Source organism: Streptomyces lateritius, from assembly GCF_014649715.1.
Taxonomy (GTDB): domain Bacteria; phylum Actinomycetota; class Actinomycetes; order Streptomycetales; family Streptomycetaceae; genus Streptomyces; species Streptomyces lateritius.
In genome coordinates this window covers 200077-220308 of sequence record NZ_BMTO01000006.1, presented here as the reverse complement: position 1 = coordinate 220308, position 20232 = coordinate 200077, and the positions used below count along the sequence as shown (strand labels likewise).

Here is a 20232-nt window from a genome sequence, read left to right as displayed (position 1 = left end):
CACCGGCGTACGTCGACCTCGGAGCGGTGGCCGCCCCCTCCGGGACGCTGGTCCTGGGCATGGCCGGCTGGATCGATCACTGGCCCGAGGTGGGCAGGCCGCTCTCCGAGCGCGCCGCCGACGCGGCCGCGCGGGGCGGCGGTCATCTGTACGGGCCGGAGGAGGGCGAACGCCCGCCTTCGACCTGCGAGGCCATCGCCGTACCGGCCGCCACGGACCGCCCCCCCTGTGGGTGCGGGCGCGGACCTCGCCGTCACCCTTCGACGGTGAGCCGACCATCTCCGTCCTGGAGGTGGACCTCGGTCTCCCCTGGCCCGAAGGGGAGGACGACAGACCGGTGCCGCTCGGGGACCTGCCCGTCGACCGGTGCGGCATGGTCCTGGGGGACGCGCGGGCGCTCGACTCCTTCGTCGGCATGGACGGCGAGGCTGTCGACGGTCTCGCCGACCTCACCTACTGGGGGAGGTACGAGGAAGAGGCCCACGCCGCCTTCGGTGGTGAGCGCATCGTGAACACCTCTTGGGGCTCCGGCCCGTACGGCTGGCTCGACCTCCCGCTGTCCGAGGCCCGGGCGATCGAGGAACGCCTCCGCGCGTGGAACCGGACGGGGCCGGGCAAGGGGAACGGGCTCATGACCGACGTGGCGGGGCACACCGATCACCACCGCCTCCGCCGGGCCGGCTGGACCCGTCCGCTGCTGAACGGCATCGTCGACATCGCCGGCTGCCCCGTCCTCGGCCTCGACTGGGACCCGGGCGACCACTCCGTACGCCACCACGGCGAGCGCGCCTGGGGCCAGGTCTACCCCGCCACCCTCGCACCCCGGGAGGGCCGAACCGTCCTGCGCTGGACCGTCCCGCCCGCCGCCTGACCGCCGCGCGGCTCCTAGTTCAGCAGCGCCCGCGCCGCCTGGGCGCGGTTGCGGATCGTGGCCGCGGCGCTCGGTTCGACGGCGGCGACGACCGAGGCGTACGACTCCATCTCCGCCGCGCCGGCCAGGAAGTCACCCCGCTGTACCAGCAGTTCCGCGCGGTCGTAGCGGAGCCGCGCCGGGTGGGAGGGCAGCAGCAGGGCCAGCTCCACCGCCCACAGGGCGACGCCCGAGCGCTCCGGCCGCGGGGAGGCCCAGGCGCGGATGTTGTTCAGGATGCGCAGGACGATCTCCAGCGGGCCCGCGGGGCGCAGCACCGACGGTTCGAGCGGCTCGCCCGTCGCGCCCGCCACCAGCAGCTCCGCGTCCATGCCCGTCATCGCCCGGCCGCCCGCGAACGGGTCCGCGAGGGCCTGCTCCGCCGGGTCGCCGAAGCCGACCACGAAGTGGCCCGGCAGCCCGAGCCCGTACACCGGCGCACCCGCCCGGCGGGCGACCTCCATCCACACCACCGACAGCAGGATCGGCAGACCTCGCCGGCGTCGCAGGACCTCGTGCAGCAGCGAGGACTCCAGGCGCAGGTAGTCGGCCTGTGTCCCATGGAAGCCGTACCGCCCGCCGAGCAGCCGGGCGAGCGCCGTCCCCCAGTCCGCCGCGTCCCGGGCGCCGTACGGCAGTTCACCGGCCAGCCGGTCCAGTTCGATCTCGGCCGCGTCCAGATCGGCCTCCGTGACCGAGCCGTCCGCCACGGCACCGATCAGCAGGCACAGCCGGGCCAGGTCCGGGCGCTCCGCCCGGGCCTCCTCCGCGAACTCCTGCCGCCAGTCCGTCATGCCTCGGCCGCTCCGTAGTGGTGGTAGTGGTGATGGACCGCGAAGCCCATGCCCTCGTACAGCGCCCGCGCCCCCTCGTTGTCGGTCTCCACCTGGAGCCAGGCCGCCGAGGCGCCCTCGTCGAGGGCCTGCCGGGCGAGCGCCGTCATGACGGCCGAGGCGATCCCCCGACGCCGGTGCGCCGGGTCGACCTCCACCGCCATGAACCCGGCCCAGCGGCCGTCCACCACACAGCGTCCGATCGCGGCCGGTACGTCTCCCGTGCCCGGTACGGACGCGAACCACACACTCGGACCGCTGGAGAGGACGCTCACCACATGGGGCCCGGGCACACCCGAACGGTTGTAGCGGTGGAGCCAGGATTCGTCCAGGGAGCGGGAGAGCCGGACGGACGAGATGTCCGCGTCCAGGTCCCCGACCGGCGCGAGCGCTCCGACCCGTACCTCCGCCGTGACCTCCGAGCGCCAGCCGCGCCGCTCCAGCTCCGCGCAGAGCAGCTCCTGCGTGCCCTCCGCCCCCGTCGCCGTCTGCAGGTACGCCGGGAGATCCCGCTCTGCGTACCAGTCGCGCACCCGCGCCAGGGCCTCGTCCAGCGGCAGCCCCGGGTCGCCGAGGGGAAGGACGGAGTTGGCCCGGCGGGTGAATCCCGCCGCCGCCCGCAGCGTCCACCCGCCCAGCGGCTCACTCTCCACCGGCTCCCAGGCGCGGGCGGTGACCCGCGCCAGCTCCTCGAAGGAGGCGGCGGGCCCGCGCCTGCGGGCCGGCGCCGCGGGGACGACCTTGCCCGCGACCAGGGAGGATTCCGCGATCCGGACGCTCTCACCGGTCCGGCGTGTGATCAGCAGCACACCCGCGTCCCAGGATGTGAGAACGCCGACCGCGTCGGTGAACCTCCCGCCCGCGTCGGACGCCTCTGTCACGTACCGAACTGAGACACGTTTTCCCACGTCAGCGTGGGTCATACGCACCTCAAGGCGACCTCCTGCGGTGAATTCCACAGCTTCTCAGCCCCTCCTGTTCGGATCGTCCCCGAGAACGGAGATACTAGGGGCGGGCATCGACGACGCCGCGCTCCCGCGCAGACCAGCCCTACCGAGGAGGAACGACAGCGTGACCTACGTCATCGCGCAGCCTTGTGTCGACGTCAAGGACAAGGCATGCATCGAGGAGTGCCCCGTCGACTGCATCTACGAGGGCTCCCGGTCCTTGTACATCCACCCGGACGAATGCGTCGACTGTGGTGCTTGTGAGCCGGTCTGCCCGGTCGAGGCCATCTTCTACGAGGACGACACCCCGGAGGAGTGGAAGGACTACTACAAGGCGAACGTCGAGTTCTTCGACGAGCTCGGTTCGCCCGGTGGTGCCTCCAAGCTCGGCCTGATCGAGCGCGACCACCCCTTCATCGCCGCTCTGCCGCCGCAGAACGGCTGATCGAGCCGCATTCGGTCCCGTACGGCCTCGCCCGCTGTACGGGACCGACGCGTTTTCCGTACGTACGAGGAAGTGAGCCAACTCGTGAGCGCAGTCTCGGGCGCCGTCTCTTCGCGCCTGCCCGTCTTCCCCTGGGACAAGCTGGAGCCGTACAAGAAGACGGCGGCCGCCCACCCGGACGGCATCGTGGACCTGTCCGTGGGCACCCCGGTCGATCCGGTTCCCGAGCTGATCCAGCGCGCCCTCGTCGGGGCGGCTGACTCGCCGGGCTATCCCACGGTGTGGGGCACCACCGAGCTGCGGGACGCGCTGACGGGCTGGTGCGAGCGGCGCCTGGGCGCGGTCGGCTTCACTCACCGGAACGTGCTGCCTGTCGTCGGCTCCAAGGAGCTGGTGGCCTGGCTGCCGACGCAGCTGGGTCTCGGCGCCGGGGACCGGGTCGCGTACCCGCGCCTCGCCTACCCGACGTACGAGGTCGGCGCGCGGCTCTGCGGCGCCACCCCGGTCGTCTACGACGACCCGACCGAGCTGGACCCGGCCGGCCTGAAGCTGCTCTGGCTCAACTCGCCGTCCAACCCCACGGGCAGGGTTCTGGGCAAGGACGAGCTGATCCGGATCGTGGCCTGGGCGCGCGAGCACGGCATCCTCGTCTTCTCCGACGAGTGCTACCTGGAGCTGGGCTGGGAGGCCGACCCGGTCTCGGTGCTCCACCCGGACGTCTGCGGCGGTTCGTACGAGGGGGTCGTCGCCGTCCACTCGCTCTCCAAGCGCTCCAACCTGGCCGGCTACCGCGCCGCGTTCGTCGCGGGCGACGCGGACGTCCTGGCCGAGCTGCTGCTGATCCGCAAGCACGGCGGCATGATGACGCCCGCCCCGGTGCAGGCGGCCACCGTCGCCGCCCTCGGCGACGACGCGCACGTGGCCGGGCAGCGCGAGCGGTACGCGGCTCGGCGCACGGCGCTGCGCACGGCCCTGGAGGCGCACGGCTTCCGGATCGAGCACAGCGAGGCCAGCCTCTACCTGTGGGCGACCCGGGACGAGCCGTGCTGGGACACGGTGGCGTACCTGGCCGGCAAGGGCGTCCTGGTCGCGCCCGGTGACTTCTACGGGGAGGCGGGGGAGCGGTTCGTCCGGGTCGCCTTCACCGCGACCGACGAGCGCGTCGAGGCGGCGGTCAAGCGCCTCGCCTGACGACACGGCCTGAAGGCGCGAGCGGAAGGCGTGGACGTGTGAGGGCCCGGGGAGCGGATGCTCCCCGGGCCCTCACACGTGCGGGGTGGTGCGGTCAGCCGCCGATCGGCAGGCCGCCCAGCGACGGCACACCCTCGCCGAGGCCGTCCGTGGCCGGGGTGCTTTCGGTGGCCGCGCCGGCGGTCTCGCCGAGGATCTCGCCCGCGCTGCCCGCGGCCTTCTGCGCGGTCGGGGTGGCGGTCTTGCCCGCCCTGTCCACGGCCTTGCCGACGGTCTTGTCGCCGGCGAGACCGGTGGCGGTCTTCGACGCGCCGTCGACCGTGTTGCCGACACCGGCGCCGTCGAGCGAGCTGACGCCGGAGAGGGCGCCGGTGGGCGCGAGGCTGTGGTCCAGGGCGCTTGCGGAGCCGGCCGCACCGACCACGGGGGCTGCACCGGCCGCGACGAGGAGGGCGGCGCGGGCGATCCGACGGGTCAGGGGGAGGGTCATGGTGCTCCTTCGACGGAGAGGACATTGCGGTGTCCGCGTTCGGACGCAGTGACAACCGGCTCGAGGGAGGGGAAGGTTGCGGCGACCGAAGGTAAAGAGTTGGCAATGCGTCGTATTGTCTGGTGGGAGGAAAATGGACGAACGCGTCCGTGCGTAGGCCGCTGCGGAACCGTCACTCCTCTTGCCCCACAAGGGAATTGCCGGGGCATGCCGGGTCACGGAAGGGCAGGTCGGGGCCCTGTCGAATTCCGGGGACCGGTTTCGGGACGCGTGACTCGGCCGAGTGAATTCCCGTACGGGTGCTCGGGCGTTGTGCGAGTCGCTGTACGAGGCGTCGACCGCCGCGCCGGCGCCTTCGGCCCCCTCGGCGGGCTTTTCGGCGCCTTCTTCGGCCGCCTTACCTCGCGAGCCGCATACGGACCGTTCCGTCGCCCGGGAGGTCCGCCCTCATCCAGTTCCCCGAGACATCGCCCGCGCGCCAGACCTTGTCCGCGTACGACACTTCCACGATCCGCAGCTCGTCCGCCCGCGCCACCGCCCAGTGGGCGAGCTCCCACCCGCGCTGCGCGTCCGTGCCGGTCGTCGCGCGGACGGGCACGGAGAGCACGGCCGAGGAGCCGCTCGCGTTCGCCCCGGCGCTGCCGGCCGTCGAAGCCGACGCCTTCGGGGCCGCCTTCTGCCCGAAGGCGCGGACCAGCTCCGCCCGTACCTTCGCCGGATCGCCCGGCTTCCGCCCGTCCGGCGGCATGTTCGTCGAGCAGCGCAGGGAGGCCGCCGAACGGCCGGTCAGCGCCGCCGAGAGCAGCACCGCGTCCGGCTCGTGCTTCGCGTACGCCTGGGGGAAACCGCTGCGCTGCACCTTCTGCGCCGCCACGGTCAGCGGGAGCCGCGAATAGCCGGGCACCTTCGCCAGACCCTCGTAGAACTTCCCCGAGGAGTACACCGGGTCCAGGATCTGCTCCGGGGTGCCCCAGCCCTGCGAGGGGCGCTGCTGGAACAGTCCGAGCGAGTCACGGTCCCCATGCTTGATGTTGCGCAGCGCCGACTCCTGCAGCGCCGTCGCCAGGGCGATGGTCACCGCCCGTTCCGGCATCCGGCGGGTGGTGCCCACGGCCGAGATCGTGGCGGCGTTCGACGCCTGCTCCGGCGTGAACTCGTAGGTGTTCTCACCACTGCCCACCGCGCACCCGGGGGCGCCCTTGGACCCCGTGACCTGGTGCACGGCCACATAGGCCGCCAGGCCGAGGAGGACGGCGGAGGCGGCCGTGAACCTGGCGAGGCGGCCGCGGCGGGCGCGGGAGGTGGGGCGCATGGGCTCGGACACGCGCCCCACCGTACTGGAGGCCGGGTTAGGGTCGGCACATGGCTGACATCGCTCCCCTCGACGCCCCGCTGGACCTCACGCAGGACGGCCCGACGCTCACCGCGGCGCTCGTGGACTTCCCCTCCGTCAGTGGGACCGAGAAGCCGCTCGCCGACGCGATCGAGCAGGCCCTGCGCCTCCTCCCGCACCTCACCGTCGACCGGTTCGGCAACAACGTCGTGGCCCGGACGCACCTCGGCCGCGCGGAGCGCGTGGTCCTCGCCGGACACATCGACACCGTCCCGATCGCCGACAACGTGCCCTCGCGCCTCGACGAGAACGGCGTCCTGTGGGGCTGCGGCACCTGCGACATGAAGTCGGGCGTCGCCGTCCAGCTCCGGATCGCCGCCACCGTCCCCGAGCCCAACCGCGACCTCACCTTCGTCTTCTACGACAACGAGGAGGTCGCCGCCGACCTGAACGGCCTCGGGAAGGTCGCCGAGGCGCACCCGGACTGGCTGAAGGCCGACTTCGCCGTGCTCCTCGAGCCCTCCGACGCGCAGGTCGAGGGCGGCTGCCAGGGCACCCTGCGGGTCCACCTGCGCACGGAGGGCGAGCGCGCCCACTCCGCCCGCTCCTGGATGGGCTCCAACGCCATCCACGCCGCCGCCCCGATCCTCGCCCGGCTCGCCGCCTACGAGCCGCGCAGGCCCGTCATCGACGGCCTGGAGTACCACGAGGGCCTCAACGCGGTACGGATCGAGGGCGGCGTCGCCAACAACGTCATCCCCGACGCCTGCACGGTCGTCGTCAACTACCGCTACGCTCCCGACCGCTCCCCGGCCGAGGCGGAGGCGCACGTGCGCGAGGTCTTCGCCGACTGCGGCGTCGCCGAGTTCGTGATCGACGACCAGAGCGGCGGCGCCCTTCCCGGCCTCTCGCACCCGGCCGCCGCCGCCTTCATGAAGGCCGTGGGTGGCACCGCCCACCCCAAGTTCGGCTGGACGGACGTGGCCCGTTTCAGCGCCCTCGGCGTGCCGGCGGTCAACTACGGCCCCGCTGACCCCCTCTACGCGCACAAGCGCGACGAGCACGTGCGGGTCGAGAGGATCAGCCACTGCGAGGCGCGGCTCCGCGACTGGCTCACTGCCTGACAGCCGCGATTTCGCCATTTGTCACCTCTCTGGCCCTACCCTGACCGAACCGGAAGATCAGTGGATCGGTGGAGGGAGCAGGCCATGGGTATCCCCGAGGGAGCGTCGAAGCCGGAGGAGCAGCGTCTGGGACCGGTGTTGAGGCGCCGGGAGCAGATCCAGCCGGGCACCACGGATCAGCGTCTGCTGGACACCGAGGGCGATTCGGAGTGGGTGCACACCGACCCGTGGCGGGTCATGCGGATCCAGTCCGAGTTCGTCGAGGGCTTCGGCGCCCTCGCCGAACTGCCGAGCGCGATCAGCGTCTTCGGCTCGGCCCGCACGAAGCCGGACTCCCCGGAGTACGAAGCGGGGGTGAGCCTGGGCCGCGCCCTGGTCCAGGCCGGCTTCGCGGTGATCACGGGTGGCGGGCCGGGTGCGATGGAAGCGGCCAACAAGGGCGCCAGAGAGGCCAAGGGCGTCTCGGTGGGCCTGGGCATCGAGCTCCCCTTCGAGCAGGGGCTCAACCCCCACGTCGACATCGGCGTGAACTTCCGCTACTTCTTCGTCCGCAAGACGATGTTCGTGAAGTACGCGCAGGGCTTCGTGGTCCTGCCCGGCGGCCTCGGCACCCTGGACGAACTCTTCGAGGCGCTCACCCTCGTCCAGACCCGCAAGGTGACCCGCTTCCCGATCGTCCTCTTCGGCTCCGCCTACTGGAAGGGCCTGGTCGACTGGCTCCGCGACTCGGTGGTGGCGGGCGGCAAGGCGTCGGAGCGGGACCTGCTGCTGTTCCACGTCACGGACGACGTGGAGGAGGCGGTGGCGCTGGTCTCGAAGGAAGTCGGCAGGTAGAGGCCTCGATCGTGGGCACCTCAGGGGCCGGGGCCCTACGGGTCCCGGGTCCCGTGGGGCCCCTCGGGCCGGTCCGACCCCGGGCCGGTCCGCTCTCAGGCCAGCCCGCGCCGTGCCACGGCGGGCTCACGGTGCCCCGCGATCGTCGCCACCATGTCCAGGACCTGCCGGGTCTCGGCGACCTCGTGCACCCGGTACACCCGCGCCCCGAGCCACGCCGACACGGCGGTCGTCGCCAGCGTCCCGAGGACGCGCTCCTTCACCGGCCGGTCCAGGGTCTCCCCGACGAAGTCCTTGTTGGACAGGGAGACCAGCACCGGCCAGCCCGTCTCCGTCATCTCCCCGAGCCGCCGGGTCGCCTCCAGGCTGTGCCGGGTGTTCTTCCCGAAGTCGTGACCCGGGTCGATCATGATCCCGTCCCGCCGCACGCCCAGCTCGACGGCCCGTTCGGCCAGCCCCAGGGTCACCCGCAGGATGTCGGCCATCACGTCCTCGTACTCGATCCGGTGCGGCCGCGTCCGGGGCTCCGCGCCGCCCGCGTGAGTGCAGACGAGCCCGGCGCCGTAGCGGGCGGCGACCTCCGCGAGGCGCGGATCCACCCCGCCCCAGGCGTCGTTCAGGACGTCCGCACCGGCCTCGCAGACCGCCTCCCCGACATCGGCGCGCCAGGTGTCGACGCTGATGACGACGTCCGGATGACGCCGCCGTACCTCGGCCACGAAACCGACCGTGCGGCGCGCCTCCTCCTGCGCGGTCACCTCCTCGCCGGGGCCGGCCTTGACCCCGCCGATGTCGATGATGGCCGCGCCCTCGGCCACCGCCTGCTCGACCCGGGCGAGGGCCGGCTCGTCGCGGAAGGTGGCGCCCTGGTCGTAGAAGGAATCCGGGGTCCGGTTCACGATCGCCATGATCACCGGCTCGTGCGGCCCGAATTCACGCCGTCCCAAGCGCAGCATCCCTGATGTCCTCCCTCGCGTCCGTTCGCCTGCGACCCTAACCGCCGGTCGCGCATGGCACGATCGGCACGGGACGATTTCCACTCCGGGGAGAGGCGCGCTGTGTTCTGGTTCTTGCTGATCGCGATGGTCGTGGTCGTCGCCGCGGTCACTCTCGCGGTGGTCGGCGGCGGTGACAGTGAGGTGCTGCCCGAGGTGGCACCGGAGCAGTTGGTGGATCCCCTCCCGGCGACCCGCCCGGTCGACCGCGCAGACATCGAGGCGCTGCGGCTGCCGGTTGCGGCGCGTGGCTACCGCATGGCGGACGTGGACGACGTCCTCGGCCGCCTGGGCGCGGAGATCGAGGAGCGGGACGCCCGGATCGCCGAGCTGCGGGCCGCCCTGGCGGGCGGCCGCGACGACTCGGGCCCCTCGCCGCGGAAGGACGGGCCCCAGTGACCGCCGGCGGGGCGATCCCCGGCCCGGACGGCCTGTTGCGCTGCCCGTGGGGCCTCTCGGCGCCGGACTACGTCACGTACCACGACGAGGAGTGGGGCCGGCCGGTCCACGGCGACGACGCCCTGTTCGAGCGGCTCTGCCTGGAGGCCTTCCAGTCCGGGCTGTCGTGGATCACGATCCTGCGCCGCCGCGAGGGCTTCCGCCGGGCCTTCGCCGACTTCAAGATCGCCTCGGTGGCGGAGTTCGGCGAGGGGGACCGGGAGCGGCTGCTCGCGGACGAGGGCATCATCCGGAACCGGGCGAAGATCGACGCGACGATGGCCAACGCCAAGACGCTCGCGCAGTGGGCCCCCGGCGAACTGGACGCCCTGATCTGGTCCCACGCCCCGGACCCGGCGACCCGCCCGGCCCCGCCGACGACGGCGGCCGTCCCGGCGGTGACGGACGAGTCGACGGCCCTGTCCAAGGCCCTCAAGAAGCGCGGCCTGCGCTTCATCGGGCCCACGACGGCCTACGCCCTGATGCAGGCATGCGGCCTGGTCGACGACCACGTGGCCGACTGCGTGGCCCGGGGCGCCCGTTAGGCAGCCCCCGGACACGGCCTAGCGGCCCACGTAAGCCGGCTTCTCCTTCGACAGGAAGGCCCGCACCGCGATCGTGTGGTCCTCCGACGCGCCCGCCTTCGTCTGGAGTTCGTCCTCCTTCTCCAGGGCCTCCGCCAGCGAGTGGTCCGCCCCGTACGCCAGCGACTCCTTCAGGGCCGCGTACGCCACCGTCGGGCCCGCCGCCAGGGTGCGGGCCACGGCCGTGGCCTCGGCGGTCAGGTCGGCGGCCGGGACCAGCCTGTTCACGATGCCCAGGTCGTACGCCTCCTGCGCGCTGATCGAGCGCGGGAAGAGCAGCAGGTCCGACGCCCGGCTCGCCCCGATCAGCCGCGGCAGCGTCCAGGACATGCCCGAGTCGGCGGTCAGCGCGACACCCGCGAAGGAGGTGTTGAACTTGACCGTGTCGGCGACCACCCGGTAGTCCGCCGCCAGCGCGAAGCCGAAGCCCGCCCCCGCCGCGACCCCGTTCACGCCCGCCACGACCGGCTTCTTCATGCTGGTCAGCGCCTTGACGATCGGGTTGTAGTGGTCCCGGACCGTGTTCATGGTGACCTGCGTGCCGGACTCCTTGTCCGTCATCAGGAGCCCCACGTGCTCCTTCAGATCCTGGCCCACACAGAAGGCCCGGTCGCCCGCGGCCGTCAGCAGCACCGCCCGAACGGCCACGTCCGCCGCGGCCGTCTCCACCGCGTCCCGCAGGGCGACCTTCGCCTCGATGTTCATCGCGTTCATGGCCTCGGGCCGGTTGAGCGTGATCGTGGCGAGTCCGTCGCTCACTTCGTACAGCACGGTGTCGGCCATCGCGGCTTCCCTTCGCGTCTTTGCGTCCCTGACCCTCCCCGGCTTCGCCGGGACCCCCAGCATGGCGGAGATCACGCACCCCGTGCATGTGACCTGCGTCAAAGACAAGCGCTGAAGTGGCGGCGAAGTATCGCAGGCGGATCACCGAAATAGGGGGTTTTGCGGGAGCGCGTTGCGCAAGCGATGCGAACCGATGTTGGTCATCGGGTCCTGTGATGCGGGATAATGACCTGGAAGCAATGTGTTCGATGCCGGTGACGTGTGCTCCTCTTCAGGGGCCGTCGGCTGACGATGAGCTGGTTTCAGGAAGGGGAACGAGCATGGCGGCCATGAAGCCGCGGACGGGCGACGGCCCGCTCGAGGTGACCAAGGAGGGGCGGGGCATCGTCATGCGGGTTCCGCTCGAAGGCGGCGGTCGGCTTGTCGTCGAGCTGACCCCGGACGAGGCCGAAGCCCTCGGCGACGCCCTGAAGCAGGTAGTCGGCTGACGCGACAAGCCAGGATTGTCCGCTCCTGCCCCGGCACGGTACGCACCGCGCCGGGGCAGGAGTGTCTCTACGGACACGCGGGAATGCGATCGCCCCGTGGCCCGTGGCCCACGCGGGGATTGCGATCGCCCCGGGCCCCGTGGGCCGCGCCTCAGGCGCGCCGCACCGCGCACAGCAGGCCGTCGCCGACCGGCAGCAGGGTCGGCAGCAGCTCCTGGCTCTCGCGGACCGCTCGCAGCAGCTCCCGTACCCGCAGCACCTCCGCCGGCTGCGCCGCCCCGTCGACCGTGCGGCCGTCCGCGAAGACACCCTCGAAGCAGACCACACCCCCCGGTCGCAGCAGGCGCAACGATTCAGCGAGGTAGTCCAGGGACTCCAGCCGGTCCCCGTCGCAGAAGACGAGGTCGTATCCGCCGTCCGCGAGCCGCGGCAGGACGTCCAGGGCGCGGCCGGGGATGAAACGCGCCCGGTTCCCGGCGAAGCCGGCCGCCCGGAACGCCGTCTTGGCGAACTGCTGGCGCTCCGGTTCCACATCCACCGTCGTCAGGACCCCGTCCGGCCGCATCCCGTGCAGCAGATAGATCCCGGACACGCCCGTACCGGTACCGATCTCGGCCACCGCTTTCGCGTCCGCCGTGGCGGCCAGCAGGCGCAGAGCGGCGCCGGTGCCCGGTGACACCGAGGGCAGCCCTGCCTCCCGGGCCCGGTCACGGGCCCAGCGCAGCGCTTCGTCCTCGGCGACAAAGGCGTCGGCGAACGCCCAGCTCGTCTGCCGGTTGGCGGTAATGGCCCTCTCCTGTCCCCGTAGTTGGCGCAACGGTGACTGTATCCGCTGCACGCGGGAACCCGCAGATGGGACCGCGCGTTCACAGAGGGCAGGACGCGACGCGCGGTGCCGGTGCCCCGGCCCCAAATTCGCGTAAAGATTCTTATCCGGAGCTAACGGGCGAGGTGGCTATGGTAGGGGCTCCACTGGACACCACCAGAGCCGATAGGGGAGGTGCGGCTGCGCCTGTGGATCGGAGGGGACGGCTTCGGCGTCTTCTCAGGTCGGCGGGTGAGCCGAAATCCGTGACCGACACCGCTGACCGTTTCCACACCGTCGACTCCGCTCCCACCACGGCGACCTTCGCATCGGATGCGGAATCGCAGGCGTGGACTCCGCCCAGCTGGGAGGAGATCGTCAGCACGCACAGTGGCCGGGTCTATCGCCTCGCCTACCGGCTGACGGGCAACCAGCACGACGCCGAGGACCTCACGCAGGAGGTCTTCGTCCGTGTCTTCCGCTCGCTGTCGACGTACACGCCCGGCACCTTCGAGGGCTGGCTGCACCGCATCACCACCAACCTCTTCCTGGACATGGTCCGCCGCAAGCAGCGGATCCGGTTCGACGCGCTCGCGGACGACGCGGCCGAGCGGCTCCCGAGCCGCGAGCCCTCTCCGCAGCAGGTGTTCAACGACACCCACTTCGACGCCGACGTCCAGCAGGCTCTCGACACCCTCGCGCCCGAGTTCCGCGCCGCGGTCGTCCTCTGCGACATCGAAGGACTCTCCTACGAGGAGATCGCCGCGACCCTCGGCGTGAAGCTCGGCACCGTCCGCAGCCGCATCCACCGCGGCCGCTCCCACCTGCGCAAGGCGCTGAAGCACCGTTCTCCCGAGGCCCGGGCGGAGCGCGCGCTGGCCACCGTCGGCTGGGAGGGCGGAACGGCGTGAGTACGAGTCCTGCCGGTCCGACCCCCGCGGAGCAGCACCTCGGGGACCGGCTCGCCGCGCTCGTCGACGGGGAGCTGGGCCACGACGCCCGCGAGCGGGTCCTGGCGCACCTCGCGACCTGCGCCAAATGCAAGGCGGAGGCCGACGCCCAGCGCAGGCTGAAGAGCGTCTTCGCCTCCACCGCACCCCCTCCGCCCTCGGAGGGGCTGCTCGCCCGTCTCCAGGGGCTGCCGGGGGGGCCGGGTGGTCCGGGGGGTGAAGACCGACGGGGGGGACCTTTCGACGACCTCTTCGGCCTGGGCCCGTCACGCGGGGTGAAGTCCGACGGCTTCGCCACCGCGGCGGCCGCCTCCCCGCACACCGGCTTCCGCATCCACGAGGTCGGCGCACGGCCCGAGAACGACCGCTCGTCCTGGCGCGGCCGACGCTTCGGCATCGCGGCGGCCAGCGCCGTCTCCTTCGCGGCCATCGCCCTCGGCGGCGCCCTGCCGCTGGAGTCGACGGTCGGCAGCGCGCGCGGCGAGGGCACGGGTAACAACGTGACTCCGCTGCGGGCCGCGGCCACCGGCGCCGGCAACGGTACGAATCCGGGTGCGGCTTCGGGCGCGGGCGTCGGCACGTCCACCGGGAGGGGTCAGCGCTCGGGGGAGCGCACGGCTCCCGAGACCTCGGCGACCCCCCTCGGCGCCGGCTCGACGCCCGGCACCGTGGTGCCCGGCCCCCTGGTGCCGGGGGAGGCGACGCCCGCCGTGGCCGTCCGGCTCCAGGGCCCCGCCCCGCACTCGCTGCTGGCGCTCTCTCCCTTCATACGTCCCACGGGACCGGCGCTGCAGCTGGGCGTCGCACCGGGGCTCGGCACGTTCGGCGGCCCCACGGCAACCCCGGCTCCGACCGGGTTCGCCGCCCCGAGCACGTCGTCGAAGCCGCTCACCTCACAACGCTGAGCCCGGACCTGGTTGAATCCAGGCACGGGCGCCCGACGCAGGGGCGCGGACCGGCCAGCTGTTGCGGGGAGAGCATGAACGACGGGAAGCCCACCGGCCAGAAGCCGAAGTGGTGGAGCCGGCCTACGAGTACGCCGTCGGCGCCCATACCGGAGCCGCCGGCCGTGGACGAGGGCGACTTCACCCTGGCCGCGCCCGCGGCCCCCGACGCCCCGGACGTCCGCGAGGCCCGGACCCCGGAGGTCGTCGTGCCTCCAGCCGACGCCCCCGTGGAGGCGGTCGCAGGAGAGGCGGTCGCAGGAGCGGCGGTCGCTCCCGTCGAGGCGGTCCCCGTGGAGGCTCCTGCCCCTGCTCCCGTACCGGCGCAGCCGCAGCCGCTGCACGAGCCCGACGAGTACCGGACCCCGCCCTACGGCGGGCCCGGCCCGTGGGCGCCCGCACCGCCCGTCCAGCGGCCGGTGGCAGCCCCCGCCCACGGATCCGTGCCCCCGCAGCCCGTGCCCCCGCAGGCGCCGCAGCAGGCCGTCCCGCAGGCCGCGCCCGCCGGGCCTGCGCCGGCGCAGTGGGTGCAGTACGACCCCTGGGGGGCTCCTGGCGCCCCGCTGATCCTCGGGGCCGAGCCGTCCGGCGCCAAGCCCCGCCGGTCGCGGCGCGGGCTCGCGCTCGCGGGCGCACTGGTCTTCGCCCTCGTCACGGGTGTCCTCGGCGGCGCGGTCGGCGCCTACGTCGAGCGCAACGGCGGCATCACCACCGTCGAGCTGCCGCAGGCGGGACCCGAGGACGCAGGGCGCGCCCCCGACAGCGTCGCCGGGATCGCCGCCAGCGCGCTGCCCAGCGTGGTCACCCTCCACGTCAGCGGTGGCGGCGCCTCCGGCACCGGTACCGGCTTCGTCCTGGACACCCAGGGCCACATCCTGACCAACAACCACGTGGTCGACGCGGCGGCCTCCTCCGGGGACATCTCGGTCACCTTCAGCAGCGGCGAGACGGCGAGCGCCAAGCTGGTCGGCAAGGACAGCGGCTACGACCTGGCCGTCGTCCGGGTCACCGGGGTCTCGAACCTCAAGCCCCTGCCACTCGGCAACTCGGACAACGTCCGCGTCGGCGACCCGGTCGTCGCCATCGGTGCCCCCTTCGACCTCCAGAACACCGTCACCTCCGGCATCATCAGCGCCAAGGAACGGCCCATCACGGCCGGCGGTGAGAAGGGCGACGGCAGCGACGTCAGCTATGTCGACGCCTTGCAGACCGACGCCCCGATAAACCCAGGCAATTCGGGCGGGCCGCTGGTCGACTCCAAGGCCCGCGTCATCGGCATCAACAGCGCCATCCGCGCCGCCGGTGACGGCTCGGGCGGCGAGGGCGGCGCCCAGTCCGGTTCCATCGGGCTGGGCTTCGCCATCCCGATCAACCAGGGCAAGCGCGTCGCCGAGGAGCTCATCAACACCGGCAAGGCCACCCACCCCGTCATCGGTGTGAGCCTCGACATGCAGTTCAACGGCGACGGGGCCCGCGTCGGTGAGAAGGGCAAGGACGGCTCGGCCTCGGTCACCCCTGGCGGCCCGGCGGCCAAGGCGGGCATCCGGCCCGGCGACGTGATCACCAAGGTCGACGGTCAGCGGGTCCACAGCGGCGAGGAGCTGATCGTGAAGATCCGCGCCCACCGTCCCGGCGACCGGCTGGAGCTGACGCTGGTGCGCGGAGGCAAAGAGCAGACCAAGACGTTGACGCTCGGTTCCTCGCAGGGCGACTGAGCGCCATGTGGGGGACGCCGCGAGGTACCCGCCCGGCTGTTTCGGCGGGTACCGTGGTGCGGGCCCCGGACCCCGTGTAAGGAGCAGCAAGGTGTTCAACGACCTAGGCATACTCGAGCTCGTGACGCTCGTGGTCCTCGCCGTGCTCATTTTCGGCCCGGAGAAGCTGCCGAAGGTCATCCAGGACGTCTCGCGCTTCGTCCGCAAGGTCCGCGACTTCTCGGAGAGCGCGAAGCAGGACATCCGCACCGAGCTGGGGCCGGAGTTCAAGGACTTCGAGTTCGAGGACCTGAACCCGAAGACGTTCCTCCGCAAGCAGCTGGAGGGGAACGAGGACTTCAACGAGTTGAAGGAGCTGCGCAGCAGCTTCGACCTCAAGAAGGAGATGAACGACGTCGCCGACGCGGTGCACGGCCGTGAGACGGGTTCGTCCGTGCCCTCCGCCGCTGCCGCGTCCTCCGTTCCGGCGGCGGTCAACGGCTCGCCCGACCTCCTCAAGAAGCAGGACAAGCCGGACGCCGGCGAGCGTCCGCCGTACGACTCCGACGCGACCTGACCACCTGCGCTGACACGACCTGACGCGGGTCGGTGGCTATCCTCCATCTGTTGTCCGCCGACGCGGGCACGACGGAACGAGGAGGCGGCCGAGATGGAGACGACGAGTCGGGTGGAGGGACCGCCCGCGACCCGGCGCACCGCCGAAGGCTATCTGCGCGCGGAGTTCCCCTGGTACGGACTGGACGAGGCGTTCACCGGAGCCCGCTGGCTGATGCAGGTGGGCACGGCGGCGGACGGGACCGTCCAGCACGGGTCGATGGGCCACGGCGACGAGCCGTCCATAAAGTCCGACGCGAGCGGGACCGAGAAGGAGCGTTTCGCCGTCGTCGTGACCGTCGCGGCGAGCCCGGTCCGCCGTACGGGGGACGGTACGGGCGTCCTGGAAGCCACGACCGTCTCCTCCGCCGCCTGGCTGGCCGGCTCGGGGCTCCTGGCGTACACATGGCCGGCGCAGCTGGACCACGTGCTGCGCGACGACTGGCTGGACCAGCAGACCGAGACCGCCTTCGAGCTCGCGGACGACCTGGCGGGGCCGGAGTGGTCGACGCTGTCGCTTCCGGTGGACGGGGTGCCGATGCCGTTCCACTACCGGGAGTCGGAGTTCGGCTGGGTGCTGGCGGGGTCCGCGGGCGCGGTGCACATCGGGGCGTACGGCAGGGGGATGAGCGCGTACGGGCTGGGGTTCTCCGCGGTGAAGGACCTCGGGCTGTACACCTGACGGCACGGCGAAGGGCGCCGCTCACCGGAGCGGCGCCCTTCGCCGTGCTCAGACCCCCGTGCTCAGAACTTGTTGCGCGGGGTGATGCCCAGGCTCATGCCCGAGAGGCCTCTCGCGCGGCCGCCGAGCTTGCCCGCGATGGCGCGCAGCGCCGCGCCCGCCGGGGACTCGGGGTCGGTGAGGACGACCGGCCTGCCCTCGTCGCCGCCCTCCCGCAGGCGGACGTCGATCGGGATGGAGCCGAGGACCGGCACCGTCGCGCCCGTGGTCCTCGTCAGGCCGTCCGCGACCTTCTGGCCACCGCCCGAGCCGAAGACGTCGACCATCTCGTCGCAGTGCGGACACGGCAGGCCCGACATGTTCTCGACGACGCCGACGATCTTCTGGTGGGTCTGGACGGCGATCGAGCCGGCCCGCTCGGCGACCTCGGCCGCCGCCTGCTGCGGGGTCGTGACGACGAGGATCTCCGCGTTCGGGACCAGCTGGGCCACCGAGATCGCGATGTCGCCGGTGCCCGGGGGCAGGTCGAGCAGCAGGACGTCCAGGTCGCCCCAGTACACGTCCGCGAGGAACTGCTGGAGCGCGCGGTGGAGCATCGGGCCGCGCCAGACGACCGGGGCGTTGCCCGGGGTGAACATGCCGATGGAGATGACCTTCACGCCGTTCGCGGACGGCGGCATGATCATGTTCTCGACCTGGGTGGGACGGCCGTCGGCGCCCAGCATGCGCGGCACACTGTGGCCGTAGATGTCGGCGTCGACGACACCGACCTTCAGGCCGTCCGCGGCCATCGCCGCGGCGAGGTTCACGGTCACGGAGGACTTGCCGACGCCCCCCTTGCCGGAGGCGACGGCGTACACGCGGGTCAGCGAGCCGGGCTTGGCGAAGGGGACCTCGCGCTCGGCCGTGGTGCCCCGCAGGGCGGCGGCCAGCTCCTTGCGCTGCTCGTCGCTCATCACGTCCAGCGTGACGTCGACGCCCGTGACCCCCTCCACCCGGGAGACCGCGTCGGTGACGCGCTGGGTGATCGTGTCGCGCATCGGGCAGCCGGAGACGGTGAGGTAGACCGTGACGGCGACCGTGCCGTCGGGTCCGATCTCCACCGACTTGACCATGCCGAGCTCAGTGATCGGTTTGTTGATCTCGGGGTCGTTCACCGTCGCCAGTGCTTCACGCACCGCGTCTTCCGTAGCCATACCGACGATGGTACGGCGCCGACCACCGGCCTCGGAAAGCCCGTCAGCGGTCGGGTACGTCACTTCTGCGATCGTCACCGGAGGGGAATAGATCCCGATGGCCCCGGTGGCCGTCGAGGCGCTCCTCCAGCTCCTTCGTCAGGTCCTCCAGCTCCGAGCGGATCCAGTCGCGCGTCGCCACCTCGCCCAGACCCATCCGCAGGGCCGCGATCTCCCGGGTCAGGTACTCGGTGTCGGCGATCGACCGCTCGTTCTGCTTCCGGTCCTGTTCGAGGTTGACCCGGTCCCGGTCGTCCTGCCGGTTCTGGGCGAGCAGGATCAGCGGGGCCGCGTAGGAGGCCTGCAGCGACAGGGCGAGCGTCAGGAAGATGAACGGGTACTCGTCGAACCGCAGCGAGGGCGGCGAGAAGACGTTCCACAGCACCCAGAGGATGATCGTCAGGGTCATCCAGACGAGGAAGCGTCCCGTCCCCAGGAACCGGGCGATCCGCTCCGACAGCCGCCCGAAGGCCTCGGGGTCGTACTCCGGCAGCAGCCGGGCCCGGCGCTCGCGCGGCAGGTCGAGCCGGATCCGGGGCATGGACCGCTCCCGGTCCCGGTCCGGGGTGCGCTCAGCCATTCGCAGCCCTCTCCTCGTGGAACTCCGTCTCCCGCCAGTCCTCCGGCAGCAGGTGGTCCAGGACGTCGTCGACGGTGACCGCCCCGAGCAACGACCCGCTCTCGTCCACGACCGGCGCCGCGACCATGTTGTACGCGGCGAGATAACTGGTCACGGCGGGCAGCGGTGTGCCCGGCGCGAGCGGCGGCAGATCGCTGTCCACCAGCGAGCTGACCAGCGTGAACGGCGGGTCCCGCAGCAGCCGCTGGAAATGCACCATGCCCAGGTACTTGCCCGTCGGCGTCTCGTCCGGCGGCCGGCACACGTACACCTGCGCCGCGAGCGCGGGGGAGAGGTCCTGCTGCCGTACGCGGGCCAGCGCGTCCGCGACCGTCGCGTCCGGCCGCAGCACGATCGGCTCGGTCGTCATCAGACCGCCCGCCGTCCGGTCCTCGTACGCCAGCAGCCGCCGGACGTCGGCGGCGTCGTCCGGTCGCATCAGGGTGAGCAGCCGCTCCTTGTCCTCCTCGGGCAGCTCGGAGAGGAGGTCGGCCGCGTCGTCGGGGTCCATGGCCTCCAGGACGTCCGCCGCGCGCTCCTCCTTCAGCTTGCCGAGGATCTCGATCTGGTCGTCGTCCGGAAGCTCCTCCAGGACGTCCGCGAGCCGGTCGTCGTCGAGGGCGGCGGCGACTTCGGCACGCCGCTTCGGGGAGAGGTGGTGCAGCACGTTGGCCAGGTCGGCGGGGCGCAGCCGCTCGAAGGTGGCGACCAGGTTCTCCGCCCCCTGACCGTGCTCCTCCAGCGAGAACCCGGTCACGCCCGACCACTCGACGGTCAGCGTCTCGCCCTTGCGGCGCAGCGCCCCGCCCTTGCCGCGCCGTACGAAGACCTTGTCGATCTCCCAGTCGCGGCGCGCCGGCAGCTGCTGGATGGCGACGTCGAGGACGGTGACCTCCTCGCCGGTCTCGACCAGGCGGACGCGCCGGTCGAGCAGCTCGCCGAGGACGAGCCGCTCGGTCGGGCGCTGCTCGAAGCGGCGCATGTTCACCACGCCGGTGGTGATGACCTGGCCGGACGCGACACCGGTGATCCGCGTCATCGGGACGAAGACCCGGCGGCGGCTGAGCACCTCGACGACCATGCCGAGGAGCCGGGGCGGGCGGCGGCCGACCCGCAGCATGGCGACGAGATCGCGGACACGGCCGACCTGGTCGCCGTTGGGGTCGAAGACGGGCACACCGGCGAGGTGGGAGACGAAGATCCGAGGGGCGCCTGCCGCCATGCCACGCGCCTCCTCGATGTCGCACGATTCGGGTCATTGCTTGAGGTATGCCGGGTTCAGGCTAGCCCGTG

The 20232-nt window shown here is 72.3% G+C and carries 23 protein-coding genes; 13 read left to right on the top strand and 10 right to left on the bottom strand.

Annotation, left to right across the window (positions count from 1 at the left end):
* Positions 1-337: 337 nt before the first annotated feature.
* Positions 338-871: a hypothetical protein gene (locus tag IE136_RS35595; protein ID WP_229818836.1), complete on the top strand. Its 534-nt coding sequence runs from the start codon at positions 338-340 to the stop codon at positions 869-871.
* A 14-nt stretch (positions 872-885) separates the two neighbouring features.
* Here IE136_RS35595 and IE136_RS14190 read toward each other — a convergent pair whose 3' ends face one another.
* Positions 886-1704 (bottom strand): transglutaminase family protein, encoded by an 819-nt coding sequence (locus IE136_RS14190; RefSeq protein ID WP_158990118.1) that lies wholly within the window; start codon positions 1702-1704, stop codon positions 886-888.
* Positions 1701-2702 carry a GNAT family N-acetyltransferase gene (locus tag IE136_RS14185; RefSeq protein WP_189600498.1) on the bottom strand — a complete coding sequence of 334 codons (1002 nt, stop codon included), beginning with the start codon at positions 2700-2702 and terminating at the stop codon, positions 1701-1703. The genes IE136_RS14190 and IE136_RS14185 overlap by 4 nt, the downstream gene beginning before the upstream one ends.
* Before the next feature lie 112 nt (positions 2703-2814).
* Between IE136_RS14185 and fdxA the strand changes: the two genes are divergently transcribed.
* Together fdxA and IE136_RS14175 are read left to right on the top strand one after the other, a co-directional pair.
* Positions 2815-3135 carry a ferredoxin gene (fdxA, locus tag IE136_RS14180; RefSeq protein WP_003985062.1) on the top strand — a complete coding sequence of 107 codons (321 nt, stop codon included), beginning with the start codon at positions 2815-2817 and terminating at the stop codon, positions 3133-3135.
* An 84-nt stretch (positions 3136-3219) separates the two neighbouring features.
* Positions 3220-4326, top strand: coding sequence for a bifunctional succinyldiaminopimelate transaminase/glutamate-prephenate aminotransferase (locus tag IE136_RS14175; RefSeq protein WP_189600497.1), 1107 nt, complete (start codon positions 3220-3222; stop codon positions 4324-4326).
* 94 nt (positions 4327-4420) lie between these two features.
* Here the strand turns inward: IE136_RS14175 and IE136_RS14170 are convergent, their stop codons facing one another.
* On the bottom strand, positions 4421-4816 hold the full coding sequence (locus IE136_RS14170; RefSeq protein ID WP_158990124.1) for an ATP-binding protein: 396 nt from the start codon (positions 4814-4816) through the stop codon (positions 4421-4423).
* A 397-nt stretch (positions 4817-5213) separates the two neighbouring features.
* Positions 5214-6149: a hypothetical protein gene (locus IE136_RS14165; RefSeq protein ID WP_229818835.1), complete on the bottom strand. Its 936-nt coding sequence runs from the start codon at positions 6147-6149 to the stop codon at positions 5214-5216.
* A 29-nt stretch (positions 6150-6178) separates the two neighbouring features.
* Here IE136_RS14165 and dapE point away from each other — a divergent pair, with 29 nt between their 5' ends.
* Together dapE and IE136_RS14155 are read left to right on the top strand one after the other, a co-directional pair.
* Complete coding sequence (dapE, locus tag IE136_RS14160; protein ID WP_189600496.1) at positions 6179-7273, top strand: succinyl-diaminopimelate desuccinylase; 1095 nt, start codon at positions 6179-6181, stop codon at positions 7271-7273.
* An 84-nt stretch (positions 7274-7357) separates the two neighbouring features.
* Entirely contained in the window at positions 7358-8107 is a 750-nt protein-coding gene (locus IE136_RS14155) for an LOG family protein (protein WP_158990130.1), read from the top strand.
* A 95-nt stretch (positions 8108-8202) separates the two neighbouring features.
* Here the strand turns inward: IE136_RS14155 and folP are convergent, their stop codons facing one another.
* Complete coding sequence (gene folP / locus IE136_RS14150; RefSeq protein WP_158990132.1) at positions 8203-9063, bottom strand: dihydropteroate synthase; 861 nt, start codon at positions 9061-9063, stop codon at positions 8203-8205.
* Between the two features lie 102 nt (positions 9064-9165).
* Between folP and IE136_RS14145 the strand changes: the two genes are divergently transcribed.
* Together IE136_RS14145 and IE136_RS14140 are read left to right on the top strand one after the other, a co-directional pair.
* A complete protein-coding gene (locus tag IE136_RS14145; RefSeq protein ID WP_189600495.1) occupies positions 9166-9501 on the top strand; it encodes a hypothetical protein in 336 nt (111 codons plus the stop codon).
* Positions 9498-10085, top strand: a complete 588-nt coding sequence (locus IE136_RS14140; RefSeq protein ID WP_158990136.1) for a DNA-3-methyladenine glycosylase I — start codon at positions 9498-9500, stop codon at positions 10083-10085. Before IE136_RS14145 ends, IE136_RS14140 begins: the two co-directional genes overlap by 4 nt.
* Positions 10086-10103: 18 nt before the next feature.
* On the opposite strand, the gene chcB is transcribed toward IE136_RS14140, so the two are convergent.
* Positions 10104-10907, bottom strand: coding sequence for a 2-cyclohexenylcarbonyl CoA isomerase (gene chcB, locus IE136_RS14135; protein ID WP_189600494.1), 804 nt, complete (start codon positions 10905-10907; stop codon positions 10104-10106).
* A 320-nt stretch (positions 10908-11227) separates the two neighbouring features.
* On the opposite strand from chcB, the gene IE136_RS14130 reads away from it, so the two are divergent.
* On the top strand, positions 11228-11395 hold the full coding sequence (locus IE136_RS14130) for a DUF3117 domain-containing protein (RefSeq protein WP_006346801.1): 168 nt from the start codon (positions 11228-11230) through the stop codon (positions 11393-11395).
* 151 nt (positions 11396-11546) lie between these two features.
* On the opposite strand, the gene IE136_RS14125 is transcribed toward IE136_RS14130, so the two are convergent.
* Positions 11547-12212: an O-methyltransferase gene (locus tag IE136_RS14125; RefSeq protein ID WP_158994667.1), complete on the bottom strand. Its 666-nt coding sequence runs from the start codon at positions 12210-12212 to the stop codon at positions 11547-11549.
* A gap of 140 nt (positions 12213-12352) precedes the next feature.
* Between IE136_RS14125 and sigE the strand changes: the two genes are divergently transcribed.
* The 5 genes from sigE to IE136_RS14100 all read left to right on the top strand — a co-directional run bounded on the left by sigE (position 12353) and on the right by IE136_RS14100 (position 17085).
* Positions 12353-13111, top strand: coding sequence for an RNA polymerase sigma factor SigE (sigE, locus tag IE136_RS14120; RefSeq protein ID WP_158990140.1), 759 nt, complete (start codon positions 12353-12355; stop codon positions 13109-13111).
* The gene (locus IE136_RS14115; protein ID WP_189600493.1) at positions 13108-14055 is read left to right on the top strand and encodes an anti-sigma factor family protein; all 948 of its coding nucleotides are present in this window, start codon (positions 13108-13110) and stop codon (positions 14053-14055) included. Before sigE ends, IE136_RS14115 begins: the two co-directional genes overlap by 4 nt.
* Positions 14056-14129: 74 nt before the next feature.
* Complete coding sequence (locus tag IE136_RS14110; protein ID WP_189600492.1) at positions 14130-15809, top strand: S1C family serine protease; 1680 nt, start codon at positions 14130-14132, stop codon at positions 15807-15809.
* Positions 15810-15900: 91 nt separating this feature from the next.
* Positions 15901-16365 carry a sec-independent translocase gene (locus IE136_RS14105; protein ID WP_158990144.1) on the top strand — a complete coding sequence of 155 codons (465 nt, stop codon included), beginning with the start codon at positions 15901-15903 and terminating at the stop codon, positions 16363-16365.
* Positions 16366-16458: 93 nt separating this feature from the next.
* Positions 16459-17085: a hypothetical protein gene (locus IE136_RS14100; protein WP_158990146.1), complete on the top strand. Its 627-nt coding sequence runs from the start codon at positions 16459-16461 to the stop codon at positions 17083-17085.
* A 62-nt stretch (positions 17086-17147) separates the two neighbouring features.
* Here the strand turns inward: IE136_RS14100 and IE136_RS14095 are convergent, their stop codons facing one another.
* Genes IE136_RS14095 through IE136_RS14085 form a run of 3 tightly spaced genes read right to left on the bottom strand, consistent with a single transcriptional unit; the run spans position 17148 to position 20161 of the window.
* On the bottom strand, positions 17148-18281 hold the full coding sequence (locus IE136_RS14095; protein WP_189600491.1) for an Mrp/NBP35 family ATP-binding protein: 1134 nt from the start codon (positions 18279-18281) through the stop codon (positions 17148-17150).
* A gap of 43 nt (positions 18282-18324) precedes the next feature.
* The gene (locus tag IE136_RS14090) at positions 18325-18900 is read right to left on the bottom strand and encodes a DUF1003 domain-containing protein (protein WP_158990150.1); all 576 of its coding nucleotides are present in this window, start codon (positions 18898-18900) and stop codon (positions 18325-18327) included.
* Positions 18893-20161 carry a magnesium transporter MgtE N-terminal domain-containing protein gene (locus IE136_RS14085; RefSeq protein ID WP_158990152.1) on the bottom strand — a complete coding sequence of 423 codons (1269 nt, stop codon included), beginning with the start codon at positions 20159-20161 and terminating at the stop codon, positions 18893-18895. The genes IE136_RS14090 and IE136_RS14085 overlap by 8 nt, the downstream gene beginning before the upstream one ends.
* Between the last annotated feature and the right edge of the window lie 71 nt (positions 20162-20232).